The 17,125-nt window shown below is 33.5% G+C and carries 17 protein-coding genes; 6 read left to right on the top strand and 11 right to left on the bottom strand.

Annotated features, from left to right (window positions below):
* Positions 1-95 precede the first annotated feature (95 nt).
* Both AC1EU5_RS11585 and AC1EU5_RS11580 read left to right on the top strand, forming a co-directional pair.
* A complete protein-coding gene (locus AC1EU5_RS11585; protein WP_480192553.1) occupies positions 96-1,040 on the top strand; it encodes a hypothetical protein in 945 nt (314 codons plus the stop codon).
* Entirely contained in the window at positions 1,037-1,849 is an 813-nt protein-coding gene (locus tag AC1EU5_RS11580; RefSeq protein ID WP_480192552.1) for a hypothetical protein, read from the top strand. The genes AC1EU5_RS11585 and AC1EU5_RS11580 overlap by 4 nt, the downstream gene beginning before the upstream one ends.
* Before the next feature lie 78 nt (positions 1,850-1,927).
* Here AC1EU5_RS11580 and AC1EU5_RS11575 read toward each other — a convergent pair whose 3' ends face one another.
* The 3 genes from AC1EU5_RS11575 to AC1EU5_RS11565 all read right to left on the bottom strand — a co-directional run bounded on the left by AC1EU5_RS11575 (position 1,928) and on the right by AC1EU5_RS11565 (position 4,636).
* Positions 1,928-3,223 (bottom strand): hypothetical protein, encoded by a 1,296-nt coding sequence (locus AC1EU5_RS11575; protein WP_480192551.1) that lies wholly within the window; start codon positions 3,221-3,223, stop codon positions 1,928-1,930.
* A gap of 206 nt (positions 3,224-3,429) precedes the next feature.
* Positions 3,430-4,086 carry a class I SAM-dependent methyltransferase gene (locus AC1EU5_RS11570; protein WP_480192550.1) on the bottom strand — a complete coding sequence of 219 codons (657 nt, stop codon included), beginning with the start codon at positions 4,084-4,086 and terminating at the stop codon, positions 3,430-3,432.
* The gene (locus AC1EU5_RS11565; protein WP_480192549.1) at positions 4,076-4,636 is read right to left on the bottom strand and encodes a DUF4251 domain-containing protein; all 561 of its coding nucleotides are present in this window, start codon (positions 4,634-4,636) and stop codon (positions 4,076-4,078) included. The genes AC1EU5_RS11570 and AC1EU5_RS11565 overlap by 11 nt, the downstream gene beginning before the upstream one ends.
* 163 nt (positions 4,637-4,799) lie before the next feature.
* Here AC1EU5_RS11565 and AC1EU5_RS11560 point away from each other — a divergent pair, with 163 nt between their 5' ends.
* Positions 4,800-6,995 carry an amino acid permease gene (locus tag AC1EU5_RS11560; protein ID WP_480192548.1) on the top strand — a complete coding sequence of 732 codons (2,196 nt, stop codon included), beginning with the start codon at positions 4,800-4,802 and terminating at the stop codon, positions 6,993-6,995.
* Between the two features lie 90 nt (positions 6,996-7,085).
* Here AC1EU5_RS11560 and AC1EU5_RS11555 read toward each other — a convergent pair whose 3' ends face one another.
* Positions 7,086-8,168, bottom strand: coding sequence for a hypothetical protein (locus AC1EU5_RS11555; RefSeq protein WP_480192547.1), 1,083 nt, complete (start codon positions 8,166-8,168; stop codon positions 7,086-7,088).
* A 337-nt stretch (positions 8,169-8,505) separates the two neighbouring features.
* Here AC1EU5_RS11555 and AC1EU5_RS11550 point away from each other — a divergent pair, with 337 nt between their 5' ends.
* A complete protein-coding gene (locus tag AC1EU5_RS11550) occupies positions 8,506-9,468 on the top strand; it encodes a carbohydrate kinase family protein (protein ID WP_480192546.1) in 963 nt (320 codons plus the stop codon).
* A 25-nt stretch (positions 9,469-9,493) separates the two neighbouring features.
* Here AC1EU5_RS11550 and AC1EU5_RS11545 read toward each other — a convergent pair whose 3' ends face one another.
* The 5 genes from AC1EU5_RS11545 to AC1EU5_RS11525 form a co-directional block, all read right to left on the bottom strand.
* The gene (locus tag AC1EU5_RS11545; RefSeq protein ID WP_480192545.1) at positions 9,494-9,694 is read right to left on the bottom strand and encodes a helix-turn-helix transcriptional regulator; all 201 of its coding nucleotides are present in this window, start codon (positions 9,692-9,694) and stop codon (positions 9,494-9,496) included.
* Positions 9,694-10,134, bottom strand: coding sequence for a hypothetical protein (locus tag AC1EU5_RS11540; protein ID WP_480192544.1), 441 nt, complete (start codon positions 10,132-10,134; stop codon positions 9,694-9,696). Before AC1EU5_RS11540 ends, AC1EU5_RS11545 begins: the two co-directional genes overlap by 1 nt.
* Before the next feature lie 127 nt (positions 10,135-10,261).
* Positions 10,262-11,779, bottom strand: coding sequence for a DEAD/DEAH box helicase (locus tag AC1EU5_RS11535; protein WP_480192543.1), 1,518 nt, complete (start codon positions 11,777-11,779; stop codon positions 10,262-10,264).
* 121 nt (positions 11,780-11,900) lie between these two features.
* Complete coding sequence (locus AC1EU5_RS11530; protein WP_480192542.1) at positions 11,901-13,187, bottom strand: carboxypeptidase-like regulatory domain-containing protein; 1,287 nt, start codon at positions 13,185-13,187, stop codon at positions 11,901-11,903.
* A gap of 55 nt (positions 13,188-13,242) precedes the next feature.
* Positions 13,243-13,611: a hypothetical protein gene (locus AC1EU5_RS11525; protein WP_480192541.1), complete on the bottom strand. Its 369-nt coding sequence runs from the start codon at positions 13,609-13,611 to the stop codon at positions 13,243-13,245.
* Between the two features lie 77 nt (positions 13,612-13,688).
* On the opposite strand from AC1EU5_RS11525, the gene AC1EU5_RS11520 reads away from it, so the two are divergent.
* Complete coding sequence (locus tag AC1EU5_RS11520) at positions 13,689-14,981, top strand: dipeptidase (protein WP_480192540.1); 1,293 nt, start codon at positions 13,689-13,691, stop codon at positions 14,979-14,981.
* 16 nt (positions 14,982-14,997) lie between these two features.
* Positions 14,998-16,296 (top strand): T9SS type A sorting domain-containing protein, encoded by a 1,299-nt coding sequence (locus AC1EU5_RS11515; protein WP_480192539.1) that lies wholly within the window; start codon positions 14,998-15,000, stop codon positions 16,294-16,296.
* Positions 16,297-16,305: 9 nt separating this feature from the next.
* On the opposite strand, the gene AC1EU5_RS11510 is transcribed toward AC1EU5_RS11515, so the two are convergent.
* The gene (locus tag AC1EU5_RS11510) at positions 16,306-16,713 is read right to left on the bottom strand and encodes an acyl-CoA thioesterase (protein ID WP_480192538.1); all 408 of its coding nucleotides are present in this window, start codon (positions 16,711-16,713) and stop codon (positions 16,306-16,308) included.
* A complete protein-coding gene (locus AC1EU5_RS11505; protein WP_480192537.1) occupies positions 16,706-17,098 on the bottom strand; it encodes an acyl-CoA thioesterase in 393 nt (130 codons plus the stop codon). The genes AC1EU5_RS11510 and AC1EU5_RS11505 overlap by 8 nt, the downstream gene beginning before the upstream one ends.
* Between the last annotated feature and the right edge of the window lie 27 nt (positions 17,099-17,125).

Raw genomic sequence — 17,125 nt, 5'->3', positions numbered from 1 at the left:
TCTTCATAGGGTTTTACCTTTTGACTAATAGGGATTCTCCTGTTTCATAAAACTGATAAATCCAATATCTTTATACAATTAGCTTCTGTGATTATATGAGAATCATATACGTAATATTTATCATCATATTAAGTAATTCTAGTATTGCTCAAAACAATATTGATACAACAATAGATGATAGATTTCAATTTGGTGTAGCTGCAAAGCTCAATATTGAAATTCAACCTTTTATAAAATCTGCCAATTACAAATTAAGCATTTCTGCTGGAGCTGCACTTAATATTGAAGACATTCATTTTTCGCCAAGTATACATGCTGGAGTCATTCTTTTTAATACAGGTGTTATTGGAAGTGCTCTTACTGACCCTTGGAAAAAAATAAACACGCATTTTTTTTACAGTACTATTGGAACTGTAAAGCTTGACAAACGAGACTATAGTCTTGAAGAGCGCTATGTTCCTTTCTATCATTTTTCTGACTTCACTGCAAATCCGTTACAAAACCCATATAAATCATCATTCTCCTATGGAGCAATTTGGGTGTATATGCAAAAAAACATGAAACAACGTATTGGCTTATTTAATATTAATGTAATTGGGAGGGCCCAGATCACATATTATAATGATGGAGGCCCAGTACTAAGTTGGGTAGCAGATAAAAGAGATCGATATTATACTGGAGGCATTCTTTTAAGCTATCATGGTGATGAAAAAAGTTTTATTGATTTAGCTGAACTTAGCTATCATAAGTTTACCGGATATGTAAAACACGCTTTTGATATTGGCGATAAATTGCAAATAGATTTTCTTAACTATGCTGATACCAATCAATTTGCCTATAATAATCAACGTTGGAAGCTAAATATTTCTGATCTGAGTTCTGGCTATTCTGGAAATATTGCCATTTATGATTTTAATAGCTGGGATTTACAAGATTTGATTCATTTTAAAACAAATGTTCCATACCATCCTGATTATTATACTGGATGGCGATTTGCACTTGGAGGTAGGTATGAATACAATTATTTAGGTGGAAAATGACACGAAAAGTATACATTATTATTTTACTTGTTTTAAGCTCGTGTACAAGCTATTATAAGTTGAAACCAAGGTATTTTGAACGCCAGGAACTCCTTAAAGAACGGTGGTATACTATTAATGAATTTGATGTCTATGTATTTAATATATGTGAATCACGTGAAAAGGAAATAAACCTGGCAACTAGGTTTAACAAATGCCCAAAGAACTTTTTTGAAGTCAATGCACAGAAAGACATAAGAAAAGTTGAAGAACTTTATTTATTGCTTCACAAACAATCAGATTTAGTTATGTATTTAACTACTTTTTCTCGCAAATATATTAGGCGTCAGAAAGGTTTTTTAAATGATAGTAGTATCTATAGAGATAAGTTTTACCTCAGAGATACTGAATATCTTTATGTTGGAAAAGTTGTTGATAGCATGCGTTCAATACTATTTAAAAATCAAACTAAAAGAGCTTTAAAAGAACTATCAGGATCAGTTAGTAATAAAGATATTTTACTTGAGTATGAAGCATTATATCCAGCTATTGAGAAACTTGAAATTGAAAAGGTTCAAGTTGAGACCGTTGAAAATTCAGGAAGGGTTGGTGAAAAAATAGCATTAAATGAAGTGTTCTCTGTGCCTTATGAATTTGACTTGTCAAATTATACATTATTGGGAAATAAAACTTTAAAAGAGGATACTGCGATTGAAAAGCTTTGTTTTAAGAAAAATACTAAGGGCCTCTATGAAATCATTTTTAAAATTAAGGATGTTGAAAAAGGATACAGGTTTCCTTCTAAAAAAGTGTTGTATTTTACTAAATAAGGTCAATTAAAAGTTTCAATTACCTGATGTTAAAAAACACTCCTCTCATTTAGAAAGGAGTGTGTAAAAGAGAATAATTTAATCTTCTTCTTCCGTTTCCTCGCCAACTGGACAGCAGCGATATTCTTGTGATTTTTCAAGTAGCTCAATTTGCTTCTCTAATAATTTGTTTTGCAGCTTTTGATGCTCGAGCTCTAATTTAATTTGCTCTTTTAAAGTATCCTCACATATATTACAATCATCTAAGCAACCTTTTACCACCACTCCAGGTGTTGGAATAGTAGTTGTGAATTCAAATGAAAACTCACTAATAGTTTCCTTAGTAACCTTACCATCTTTAGTTAAGATGCCCGCCTCTACTAAATCACTTTGTACATTTTCTATCGCCTTTGCTCGTATTGCTTCAGTAATAGGTTGAGTTGCATTGAACCTAGAAAAGTTAGAAGCAATAGTCTTATCAAACTTAGCATTATTGCTTTCTTCAAGGGCACTTAGTTCTTTTACTTTTTCTGGTAACTTATCTGAAGTTGCCAAAACAGCGGCGGGAATTACAGAGAGCTTTGCATTAGCAATGACCGGTCTGTTTATTACTGCCGTAGATACTGCTGGGTCAATCACACGAGTTTTTACAGCCTTAATGGTAACTTTAGTAGTTTGTTGTTTATCAACCTGATAAAATAAATAACTCACTGAATGGCAACGATTTTCATTACTAAACGTACGACTACTACTTTCTACATGACTTTCACTTTCGCCTTCAGCATGCGTTCTTGTAGAAACTTCACCAATTTGCATGGCATTTGACTCACGTGTCATTTGTATAGACTTATTATGACTTGCTTCAGCATGAACACTTAATTCTCTCATAAAGTCTTTAGTAGAAGAGGCGTCAAAACTACCAGAAATAGATGCTGAAGGGCCATTAAATATAGTACCTAATAAACCACTGGTTGAGCCTTTGCTACTTGCACTGCCACTGCTTGAAGAACTTGAACTTACATTTTCTCTACTATTAAGATCTGACATAAATTTTTCAAATGAGTCTAAATAATATTGTTCTTCAGCAGATTGTTCATGCCTATAAGAAAGCTCTGTTTCACTATCAAAAGAAAATCGTGATCTACGATCTTGGGTATACAACCTAACTTTTTCTTTAGGTAGTAGTGTTGTGCTGTATACAAGATTACCTAATTGTAATGGGCCAGTACATCTTTCTATTCTCACATGAAGGGCGACTTCTACTGGTACCCGTTGTACTTGATTATCTAATCTTACGTTGGTAAAATTTGTCAGACGATATACAAAATCAAGATAATCACACTTTTTACCATCTACTAGCTGCGGACAACAGCCATTGTTTTTCTCATTTTTCATAATAGCATTTTTAATGGCTGCAATTTTTAGAAAGTTAATGGGATCATCAGAAGTGGCAGCCGTTAACACTTAATCGTATCAGACGAATCATCAAGTAGGACTGCAAATGTAGTACGTAAAGACACTAAAGGGCAAGAGGAAAACTACCCTTTTTGACGGTAATTTTCCTTATAAAATTTAAGGGTTTTTCCTGTATAAAAGAAGTGCTATTCTTTCTTTGCAACTAATACCCACATTTGCTTAGTTGCATCTTCTTCCCAATAGCCAAAATTTTGGATTTCCCTTATAATAGTAAATCCGGCAAGCTTGAGTTCTTTTTTTACATATTTTAATGCTAAAGAATGAGCACTTACTTGGTCTGAACGCGATTTACCTTTTACACGTTCTTTTATCTTTTCTAGTAGTAAAATTCGTCCACCGGATTTCAACGCCTTTTTAAAATGACTCAACATCTCTTTATGCGCTTCCATTTCATGATAGGTATCTATAATATAAATTGCATCCAGTGAATTTTCAGGTAGCTTAGGATCGTCATAATCTCCTCTGATTACCTCAATATTATCTAATTTTCGTTCTTTGGCATGCTCACTAAGTTTTTGAAGTCTATCCGTTCTAACATCTACAGCATATACTCTACCAGAATCACCTACTTTATTTGCTAAATGCATGGTTAAATAGCCTTCATGACAGCCTATATCAGCAACAGCTGCATCAGTCTTTAAGTCTGTATATTCAAAAAGCTTATCAACTTGCATCCAGGTATCACGCCATTGCCAGTCATTAGAACTATACTGAGCATTTATAGATGGCAGATTGACCGCAAAAATTAAAAGAATACAAAAATAAGAGCAGTTACGACTCATTATCCGTCTTTAACGCTTTTACATTACCTCTATAACGAATACTAAAACGTTGAGAACTGTTAATTGCCAATGCACTTGATAAGCCAGGTAATAATTCAAGATGGACTCTATAATTTTCTGTTGATCTATGCTTATCATTAATTTCAAACCTGATTAGGTAACCTCCCTTTTTTCTAGGCTCAATTCTCAGATTATTAGGTATACCTTCAAATTCAATGCCTGTGCGGTTACTATTATAGGCGCCACCCATCTGACGTTCACCAAAAAAAGGTAAATAACCAGATACTTTGCCATCTTGCATTTTCAAAAAATTGGTATTTCCCTGAAGGTTAATCATTCCTGCTGTACTTCCCGGAGGGAACAAGCCTGCATTCCCTAGTTGCACCATAGCATTCGTAACTTGTGGTTGTGCCCAATCAGAAATAACTTCAAACGTTTTATTGGTAATTAAACTCTCTAAAATTGCTGAATCTTCTTCAGCACTCTTCTTACTTGTAGCACAAGCAGACAAAACAAAAATGAATAAAAGTAATAATATGGAACCTCTCATGTCACTTAGATTTTATAGACCTTTAATTTACAGAAATTACCATAAAGAGTATAATTTTTAACTATAATTAACGAATTGTTAAGAGTTAAGAAGCTCAATAAAATAAGTTCAGTTTATTTCTTATATTCACTTTAGCAAATTACCCTTGCCTTAACTAACCTTAATGAGTACAAACCAAGAATCAACAGTTAAAAAATTCGGCACTTTTGGTGGTGTTTTTACACCTACATTATTAACAATTTTAGGTGTCATTATGTACCTACGCATGGGATGGGTTGTAGGTAATGCAGGCTTATTAGGAACATGGCTAATCATCATCATTTCTTTTGCTATTACACTCTGCACCACTTTATCTATGTCAGCTATTACTACCAACATACGTATTGGAGCCGGTGGAGCTTATGCCATTATTTCGCAAGCATTAGGTTTAGAAGTTGGCGGAAGTTTGGGAATACCTAGATACATTTCGCAAGGCTTGGCAGTTACCATGTATATTTTTGGTTTTAGAGAAGGGTGGTTAGGCATTTTCCCTGAACACAGCCCATTTTTAATTGATATAGTTGTCTTTGCAATACTAATGGGTATTGCATACATAAGTGCCAATCTAGCTATCAAAACACAGTTCATTATTATGGTGATCATAATCTTATCACTAATATCTATTGTGATAGCAGCGGCTCAAGGATCTATGCAATTTCCAACTAATGAAGCGTTGACCTGGGGAAATTTCAAAGGGAGCCCTGAAAATGGCTTTGAAGGTACAAGCTTCTGGATAGTATTTGCAGTATTTTTTCCGGCCGCAACTGGTATTATGGCTGGGGCTAATATGTCTGGTGAGCTTAAGGACCCCAAGAAGAGTATTCCTTCCGGAACATTATGGGCTATAGGTATCAGTTTTATTATATACATGGCTTTGGCTTATTGGTTAGCCCGTACTGCAACTGAAGAAGAGCTCATTTCTAATTATAATATTATTATTGAAAAAGCATACTTTGGGCCCCTGATTATTGCTGGAGTTTTAGGAGCCACTTTTTCTTCGGCTTTAGCTTCTATTGTTGGATCATCTCGAATACTATTTGCAATGGGTACACACAGAGTACTCCCCTATTCTAATTTTCTTTCGGGTACTAGTGCCAATGGACAGCCTAGAAATGCATTAATTGTAACAGGAATTTTGATTTTCGCCACTATGCTTCTGCGAAATATTAATGCAGTTGCACCCTTGGTTACTCTATTTTTCTTAATTACCTACGCCATGATTAATGTTGTGGTTATTATTGAGCAAAGTTTAGCGCTCATTAGTTATAGGCCTTTGTTCAAAATCAACCGTTGGGTGCCCTGGGTTGGATTCATATCTTCCATATTTGCTATGTTTATTATCAACCCAACTATAAGTCTATTAAGTATTGCTATTGTTTTAGTAGTATACTTGTTTTTATCAAGACAAGATTTAGAAACCCCTTTTGAAGATGTACGCTCTGGCTTATTTGTTTCTTTTGCAGAATGGGCAGCCAAGCATACCTGGGGAATGAAAAATATGCAGCAGAGAGCATGGAAACCTAATGTAATGGTGCCTGTAAGAGATTTAAGAGGAGCTAAAGGTAACTTTGATTTTTTACGATATATAGCTTATCCAAAAGGTTCTATCAATTTACTTGGAATTGAGCCAGCTTCTAATACCCCTGTGCTTGGTAAAGAGTTATCTAAACTATCTGAAGCATTTCGCGCAAAAGAGGTATTTTCATCATATACCATTATCAATACTAATGAATTTGCAAAAGGAATTAACTTTAGCAATCAGGCCTTAAAAAGTGCCTTTTTCAGGCCTAATATTGTATTCTTAAACTTACAATCGCATGACAATTATGAACAGGAAATTCAGCCTGTAATTAAAGAATGTATACGATTGGAAATAGGCATCTTATTGTTTAAGTTACATCCTGTATCTCAATTTGGGCAGCGTTCTATGATTAATGTATGGGTGAGTGATCGTAGGGGAAATTGGAATCTGGGATGGGATATCGGCAATTTAGATCTATCCACACTCATAGGTTATAAACTCATGACAAATTGGAAAGCACAGATACGATTAATTACCGTGATCAGCACATCAGAAGAAAAGGAAAATGCAACAAAATTTTTGAAGTCACTTGTGAACCTTGCACGTTTACCAAATACATTAACAGAGGTTTATGTTGGGAATTTTTCTGATGTTTTAGAGCAACCTCCTTCAGCGGATATTAATATTTTTGGACTCAATGAAAATCTACTTCCAGAACATATTGAAAATCTTGCCTTAAAGACACAAAGCTCTTGTATGTTTGTAAAAGATTCTGGGCATGAGAGCATTTTGGCTTAAAACTCTTAGTTTAAATAATTGTTTAAATTAGAAAAGGTGCCTCAAAGGCACCTTTTCAGATAATAAACTAATTTGCATTAGAAAAACAAATTAAGGATTATTACGTGTAACCATTATAGAATTTGATAGGTCATAGTATCCTTGCAGATCAGCGGTGTTATTATCAGGGGCTAATCCAGTAAGTCCATCCTGATAACGCAAATACCAAATCAAACAAACTCCTGCACCAGCATCATCAAAATTTACACCTTCTACGTCAGCTAAAGTAGGTGGCAAACCTAGTATTTTTCCTGCATCGTCTGTAATTACCCAAGTGCTTTTGTCTCCTATAGCATTACTACTATCAATGGTGATACCTGAAACCATATCGGGTGTTCCGTCAACGGTAAATGTAAAAGGCCCTCCAGAGATTGTTCCTGCCTCAACAGCATTTCTATTTACAGTAATAGGATCAGAAAGATCAAATACACCTTCAAGATCATTAGCGTTTAAATCTGCTTCCAAACCAACAAGTCCATCTTGATAACGTATATACCAAATCAAGCATGTACCAACTCCTGCTCCATTGAAATCAACACCTCCAACAGCTTCTAATGTTGGTGGCAACCCTAGTATTTTTCCTGTATCATCTGTAATTATCCAACGACTATTGTCACCTACTGAGGTAGAGCCATCAATCGCAACTCCTGTTGCAAAGTCAGAAACATCATCAATAATAAAATTAAAAGGCCCACCGGTCACTGTACCTGCCTGTACAGTACGTCTATTAACAGTAATTGCATTGGAGAGGTCAAAAGTGCCTTGCAAATCATTGGCATTCATGCCCACTTCTGCACCTTGCAAATCATCTTCATAACGCAAATACCAAATTAAACACACGCCAGCACCTGCATCATCAAAGTTTACACCTTCTACAGCAGTTAAATCTGGCGGTAATCCCAATATTTCACCCTGATCATCTGTGATGACATAGGTTCTGTTTGTTCCCATTGCGTTCGGGTTATCTAAAGTAATACCACTTACAAAATCAGGTACGCCATCAACTATAAAGTCAAAAGGGCCACCACTTAATGTACCTGCTTCAGGTATTATAGGAGCTCCATCATCGTCGTCACTACACGACACAGTAAAAAATACTACTGCAATTAATCCTAAAATTGCTTTTTTAAACATAGTTCTTGAATTTTAAATTATCTGTAACCAAAACTACAATGAGCAATTAAGATAAAATGTTAGCCAGCTAACACTTTACATTCTTTATGAAAAATTTCACATTTTTTTTCGTTGATATCATACTGTTTAAAATATTCATTCAAAAACATAGGCACTGTAATAATATTAAGACAAAACTTAACAATAAAAATTTTAGCGGTTTATTGACCTTTTAAGTTAATCTGACTTCTACCACTATCCTTTAATTTAAAATGCTTCATAGATTATTTCATTAAACGCACCACTTTAAAAATCACTAAATATTTTAGTAACTTTAGACTAAATTAATTGTACTGCTATGACCAAAATAGCTGTTGTTGGCCCTATACCTAGAGATACCATTTACACACACAAAGGCGATGTGATAAAAAAGTATGGATGTATTACACACCCCACTATTGCTTTGTCAAGATTGTTGAATGATCAAGATGATACTGTTATTCCAATTGCACATGTTCACCAACAAGACAAGCAAGCAATTGCGGATTTATTGAAATCGCATAAGAATATTTCTTATGATGGGGTACGAACGGATTTAAATCAGGGAACTATTATTGAACTCAAGTTTATAGATCAAAATAATCGTATAGAAAAACAGAAAGCAAATATGGCATCTATAAAACCACAAGATGTTGCCTCTTTTTTAGATAGTGATTGTTTTGTCTTTGTGCCTATAACTGATTTTGAAATTGAATTAACTACGCTTCAATATATCAAAGCCAACAGTAATGCGAAAATAGTTTTTGATGCACACGGACCTACAACCTTCGTTAATAAAAATGGCGATAGACTTAGACAATTCTGGAGAGACAGAGAAGATTGGTTTCCTCTTATTGACATTTTAAAAATGAATTTAGAGGAATCTCATTGCTGTTGGTTTGATAAAGACTATGCCAATATTGAATTTGATGAAGATGACACAAATCATTTGGATGATTTTGCATCATATGCCTTAAGTAAAGGTATACAGATACTATATGTTACCTTAGATTCAAGAGGTTGTGCAGTTTATTATAAAAACAATGGCAATATTGTCAAAGATTTTATAAAATCTGTGCCTGTGAAAAATGTTGTAGACACCACTGGTTGTGGAGATTCTTTTGCAGGTGGTTTGGCTTATGGATTTACCAAATATAATGACCCCATTAAAGCTGGACAATATGCCAATGTTTTGGGAGCTCTAAGAACGCAAGGAAAAGATTTTTCAGTATTTAAATCGAAAAGCGAAACCGAAGCAATCTTAAAAGAAAATTATCAGTAAATAGAGGATAATACTTATTATTACGTCAATCATTTTCTTCCAAATTAAATAATTCATTTACTGAAACATCAAACAACTTTGATAGTTTTAAAGCCAATATAGTAGATGGCACATAACGGTTCTTCTCTATTGAATTGATTGTTTGCCTAGATACACCAATTTTTTTTGCCAAATCATCTTGAGTAAGATCATGTATAGCACGTTGTACTTTGATACAATTTTTCATTATCTATAGCGCCTTAATTGATAAAAAAAGCCTAATTGTACAACCAGCATAAAGGTCAACACTTGAAAATAAGTAAAACTTGCGGTTGCATCTTGTGGATTGATCAAGTAGGAAACAAAATAATCAATGTGAGGTTGAATTAATGAATAGACAACACCCAATATAAAGGCTAATCTATAGGACTGTGCCCTAATACTTACAATTAGTTCATCCTCTATTTTTTCTTTAGATATAGAAATAATTAAAAAGCCAAGTAAAAAAATACTTGACAATAATGGTTTTACCCAGCTAGGCTCATCAATAAACTTTTTTGCAATCATTAGCAAAAAGGAGATGACTACAATTGTTATACCTACTTTTTTATAGGAATTAGGGAGTTGAAACGAATTTAACTTTTCTAGTCGTTTTCTTTCTTTTTCACAAAATGTACTATCCGCCATAATAATCAAGTTAATTTTCCTAAAAGGAAAGTTTATTTATTTTTTTGACAAATATAATTTACATTTAATTATTAAACAAATTATATGTTAATATTTGAAAATTTAAGTTTATCTAAGTGATTTTATACTATTGATTTATCCGGTCAAAATTAGTTCTGATATAATTTCGAAGTTTTAATCTATAATCTCCCTTAAGCCATTCAACAAAATTGTTCGTGCTTTTACTAATACATTTACTATATCTATTTACCCTGTAGTCTATATCGTCGCCTAACAACTGAGTAAGGCTTAATGCATCATATACATCTTCACTGTTTTCAATACATATTTTGGCATGCTGGGCTATTGAGTCTTTCAATACAGATTTTGTGGATTTCCCATTTTTTACTGCCAATTTGTAGGCCTCATTAATATTAAACTCAATACTCTCTGATTGGGAGAATTTACGTTTTACGGCATCCGGCATTTCATAGGTAAAATTGTTTTCTATTTCCTCATCTGAAATCAATTTATCTAGGTAAGAATTGGGTGACCTAAAAATACGCTGCCAGTCTAAGGGGTAACCCCAGGGGCCAAATCGATGAAAATTATTACCCAAATCAATGACATTGAACGAAGATTTATCATTCAATATTCTTGAGCCTCGTCCTACCATTTGATAATACAAAGTAAGTGACTTTGTAGCTCTATTTAATATGATGGACTCTACCGTGGGCTCATCAAATCCTGTTGTTAAAATACTTACTGATGTCAGTATAGCTCCTGGTGTTTCTTTAAACCATTGTAATATTCTTCTACGCTCACTTTTAGAAGTAGTATTATCTAAATGCTCAATATGGTATCCCTCAGATTTAAAAATATCATATACATATAAAGAAGTGTTTATACCATTATTAAAAATGAGCGTCTTGGTGTTCTTAGCTTTCTCCTCATATGCCTGCAACAGCTTACCAAGCATCATTGAGTTAGTATATAACTCTTCAGATGACTTAACTGTATAATCTCCATTTGAGCCCACAACCAAAGAAGTTAGTCCTACATTAAAGGTATACATATTAGCTTTGGCTAAAAACTTGTTTTGAATTAGAGACTGAATACTCTCTCCTACTATAAGCTCATCGTAATTATCATACATAGGTAATTTAATATTTGAGCTCAAAGGTGTTGCAGTAACACCTAAAACAAACGATGAAGAGAAAAATTTAAAGAGCTTCGTAAATGAGTTATAATGCGCTTCATCTATAATTACCAATCCAACATTTGAAATGTCTAATTTGTTTTCATGCAGCCTGTTGTTAAGTGTCTCAACCATAGCTACAAAACATGTATACTGATTTTGATCGGCTAAATCTGCCTTGCTATCAATTATCTTGTTGGTTACATTAAATTCTGAAAGCATATTAGAAGTTTGCTTACATAATTCAATGCGGTGCGTCATAACCACTACTTTTTTTGTATGATTTTTTAAATATTGACGTACAATCTCAGAAAAAATGACAGTCTTCCCTCCTCCTGTTGGCAACTGATACAATAAATGATAATCGCTAGGAGCTTCTTCAAAGCGATTGAAAATTTTCTCTATAGCTCCTTTTTGATATTCATAGAGTCGTTTTCCAGAGGTAAGTACAGCTTGTGTTGTAGACAAAGAATGGAATTTAGGCTAAAGTGCAAAAATACACACTTTTTGAGGTTTTTTTAACAAGAATTGTGTTAAAAAAGAAAAGGACTCATAATTATGAGTCCTTCCAAGTTTATGATAATCTATGTTAAGACTTGCTTGCTTTTTTAAGCTGTCGTTTTATTTTATTAATAGCAGATTCAATAGATTTTTCAGGCTCAATTACATTGTAAGCACCCCAGAATTCGGGATCAGAAAAACCTGATGCTTCATCAGCAATAATTATAGAAGGACGCATGCGCTCTTTGTTTTTTATATTTTGCTTCGTTTCTTGAATCTCCCAATCAGTTACTGCCATTTCACTTGACAATGAATAAATAGAATTGAACCATTTTCTCTTCTTATTCACCTTAAATGATAACTGAACGTTACTGTAACTATAATACCATCTACCTTCTTTCTCTCTATAATCTACACGATAAGCAGCTTTTGTTGGATATACTTTTACATCTACAGGTTTTCTTCGCACAAACAGATTACTAGCCAATTCTTTGTTCTCAACATTTAGATTATAGACTGCACTGGTTAAAGCGTATGTTTCGGCATCAATAAATAATTTTCCATAATATAAGGGCTCTACTACATCAGCACGTTGCTGAAACTTTACCACAAAAACAGGTTTTTCATTTACAGTAGTTGAAGGTGCAAAGCTAAATTTATAATACTGTAACATGTCATCTGTAAAAATATATTCTGGGTACTTCATCATATCTACATACAAAGCATTGAAAGGGCCACCCTGTAATTTTAATGCTAATGTATCTAGTCTTGAGTAATCCGTACTTTTTCTTGCTTTAAATAACTTCACATGATCTCGTTTAAACGATGTATAAGGTTGTTTATAAACATTTACAATAGCCTCTGCTAAAGATACATTCTTACGTCTTTTTTTAATCGTCTCTCTATAGAATGCTGTCATTAGTGCTTGTTCATTCATGTTATTTACCCCTTTTCGTTTTAGCGTGGTTATCACCAAATCTCGGGCGTTTTTGAATTGCTTAACATTAATCTCTGCTAATTGAGTAACGGAAGGTGCCAACTTTATTTTGTTTTTCCGATCTTTTAAATCTGCTATGGCAATTATCTTTTGTTTATAGCCTAAAAACGATACTGATACTTGAGAACCTGCCAAATCTTTAGGGACCTTCAATAAAAAAGTACCATCTGTGTTAGTTATAGTACTAATATTTGTGCCTTCAACAGACAGTGACGCAAAGACCAAAGGCTCATTTGTGTTTTCATCTACAACAATACCGCTGTATTCGTTAACTTCAACTTGATCTTGAAAGAAAGCATTAGTAATAAATGGTATGAACACTAAAACAAATAGAAGTACTAGTGATTTAGAATTTATAGGTATAATAAAGTGTTTCATGACAAAATAATTTATTGATATAAAGATACTTAAAAAATAGTAAGATTAAAAATTATCAAATCTTTTCCATAGAATTTAAAGCATGATCAGGATCAATAAGATCTAGTAACTTAACAAGACTTAATCCTGAACTTGTTAATGTTTGCTTTACCTGATTCTTTCCTAAAACACTAGATATAGTTTCATCTTCATCTCCAAACTGATAACCATTTTTTGTAATTAAGGTATCATTAAATAGATCTTGCATAGCTACATTACCCATTTGATCTATAGCCAATGCAATCTTGTAAAAATAACCATTTGACACTCTAAATAAAACTCTAAACTTTCCTTTAAATGTTAGCTTAAGAATTGTATAAATCATTCCGAATGGTACCGTAAAAACGGTAAGTACTATTGAGATTATAAAAAGAATCAAACCCATACTATTTTTTAGTCTAAATTTAAGCAAAATCCTTTTCTAAGGATTCCTTATATTTACCATCTTCAAATCCCCTACATATGAGGCTTTTACTGGTTGTATTAACATTTCTTATTGTTTTATCTTGTGCAAAGGAAAGAGTGCCAAATCAAGGTGAATTATTGGCCAAAGCAGAACAAATCCATAAAAATGTAATTACGCTTGACACTCATTGTGACATTAACCTTAAGAATTTTACAGACTCTACTAATTACACACAAAATCTTGAAAATCAGGTAACTCTTCCTAAAATGGAAGCGGGTGGTTTAGATGTTGCATGGTTTATTGTTTATACAGGCCAAGACTCTCTAAATGCTGAGGGATTTGAAAAAGCTTATGAAAATGCCATCGCTAAATTTGAAGCCATCCATCGTCTAGTAAAAGAGTATGCTCCGGATGAAATTGAATTAGCACTCACTTCTGATGATGTACGACGCATCCATAAAAGTGGAAAAAAAGTGGCTATGATAGGTATTGAAAACGGTTACCCTATTGGTAAAGATATTTCTAACGTAAAGAAGTTCTATGATCTTGGCGGAAGGTATATGTCATTAGCACATAATGGGCATAGCCAATTAAGCGATTCTAATACTGGTGAAAAAGATAGTATCTGGTTACATAATGGATTAAGTGACTTAGGACGAAAAGTTGTGTCAGAAATGAATAGATACGGTATGTTAATTGACCTGTCTCATCCATCAAAAAAAGCCAATTTAGAAATGCTACAATTATCTAAAGCTCCTGTAATAGCATCACATTCTTCTGCAAGAGCTTTATGTGACCACAGCAGGAACTTAGATGATGAACTTCTAATGGCTATTAAAGAAAATGGAGGTGTTGTTCAAACGGTAGCATTTAAGTGGTATGTCAATTCTGAGAAATTTGAAAAACGAAATGAGCAAGTAAAGGAAATAGAAAAGGTAGTTATGGATTCTTTAGGTAAAAAGTGGCTTCCAAGAGAAAAAATAGCAGAATTAACAGGTGCAGAACGAAACTCTTATATCGATACCTATATTGAAGCATCAAAAATAGTAAAGAAAAAGATAAAAAATATGAAAGACCTTCCTCCTGCAGTTGATGTATCTGACTTTGTTGATCACATAGATTATATGGTTGATCTACTTGGTATTAACCATGTGGGAATTAGTTCAGACTTTGATGGTGGTGGAGGTATTAAAGGCTGGAGCGATGCTTCGGAAACCTTGAATGTTACGCTAGAATTAGTAAAACGTGGATATACGGAAGAAGAAATCGAAAAGCTATGGAGTGGTAATTTATTAAGAGCACTGGACCAAGCGCAAGCTGTGGCCCAAAAATTGCAATCAGAAGGATAGAAAAAGGTTCATGAAGATGAAATTAAGAAAAGTAATCACTTTTTGCGTATTAGCTTTATTAAGTCAGAATTTAATAGGGCAATCGTCAGATTTATCTATTGATATGTTGGTTGAAAACAAAGTACCTAACATCCGTTCTACTATTAAATTCACTATTACCGTGAATAATGAAGGGCCAGATGAAGCAACCGGAGTTTTGGTTTTGAGTGAGTTAGGTGATGGTTTTGGTGATTTGAAATCATTAACTGAGGGTGGTGAAATAGCCGGTAAATCTATAAGTTGGTTAAATTTAAAAATACCCCCAAGAACTAATAAATTCTTACAATTTACCGCCAAAGTGTTAAGCGGCACTGATTACTTGATACGTGCAGAGATCATAGCCTCTGACAATTATGATCCGAATAGTGATCCTGAAGTCGGCTTTGGAGTTAATGATCTAGGCGATAAATTTTTAGATGATGATGAAGTTGAAATAACTGATGTTCAACCTATACCATCTGACATGGATAAAGATCAAATCTTTGATTATGAAGATCTTGATGATGATAATGATGGCATACCAGATGCTTACGAATCTCTTGGAGTAGACCCAGATAGTGATTTTGATAAAGATGGTACACCTATCTATTTAGACGATAATGACAATAATTTTGATATTGGTGATAATAACAACAGGGTTGAAAGTTTTTTTGATATAGATAATGATAGTATTCCCAATCATCTCGATCTTGATTCAGACGGCGATGGCATTTTCGATGCAATTGAATCTGGACGCAGGAATTTGCCATTGAATCAATTTGGCAAAATCAATGTTGAGTTTGCAGAATACGGTACTAATGGACTCTATAACAGATTAGAGACAGCAAGAGATAGTGGACAACTTATTTATGCATTACTAAACACTGATAGCGATGATGATTTTAATTTTTTGGATCCAGATGATGATAATGATGGCATTCCTACAGCAAATGAAGTGACTATAGAGCGTAAAGAAGAATATAAAATCATATTTTCTGATGCCGACGAAGACGGTTTGCCTGACTATTTAGATAGTGATTCTAATGATATGGATGAAGTTACTGACGAAGCCTTGCTAATTGACAGTTCCGCAAATAGTAAAACAGCATTACTTTCTGGTAAAACCAGATATAACAATATTAAATTGTTTACAGAAAACGGTCATGAAATTACACCTGATATTATTCAAATAGGAAATCTTGTACAATTGGATATTTCTAATCTTGAATCAGGTGTGTACTTCTTACAGTTTAAAAAAGGAAATAGTTACGATATTAAAAGAATGGTGATAGAGTAATATTTTATTTTAATTGTGAAATAGACTCAATATATTATCAGTTATTCTCTTTGGTTTTAAACTTTTTGCATCCAATAATACCCAAGTTGTTTTACATTTGGTTACTAAGGTTTCATCTTTATAGATATGTACTATTCGTGTAGATTTGACACCTGTTGAGTCTTCAATCCATGTATAAATTGTTATTGAATCGCCAAGAAACGACTGATTTAGATAATCTATTTCATGCCTTAGTGCCATCCAAATATTATTGGCTCTCATATTTTCATCAGCCAACCTATTCCAATGTTTTTCAGAGACCTCTTGTACCCATTTCAAATACACTATATTATTTACATGATTTAAAGCATCTATATGTTCTTTAGTTACGTTAAAAGAATAACGAAACGAAACCTTATTTTCAGGAACTTTATTCACCTTCTAAACGGTCTTTTATAAATTCTATTTTGGTTTTACCATGCGGTGCAGGTATACCTTTATCATCAAGATTTACCATAATGATATTATCAACAGTAATAATGGTTTCACGTGTCATTTTATTTCGCACTTCACATTTTAAAACAAGTGATGATCTTCCAAACTTTACAACTTCAATACCAATTTCAACTATATCACCTTGCTTGGCTGAGCTCTTAAAATCAATCTCAGACATATATTTGGTAACAATTTTTGAATTGTTTAACTGTATGATAGTATATAATGCGGCTTCTTCATCTATCCAAGCCAACAGCCTACCACCAAATAAAGTTCCGTTAGGATTTAAGTCTTCAGGTTTTACCCACTTTCTGGTATGAAATCTCATAAACTACTAGTGTTAATATTTTAATAA

Source organism: Maritimimonas sp. 2405UD52-3 (assembly GCF_056591715.1).
This window is presented reverse-complemented; position numbering and strand designations above follow the sequence as displayed.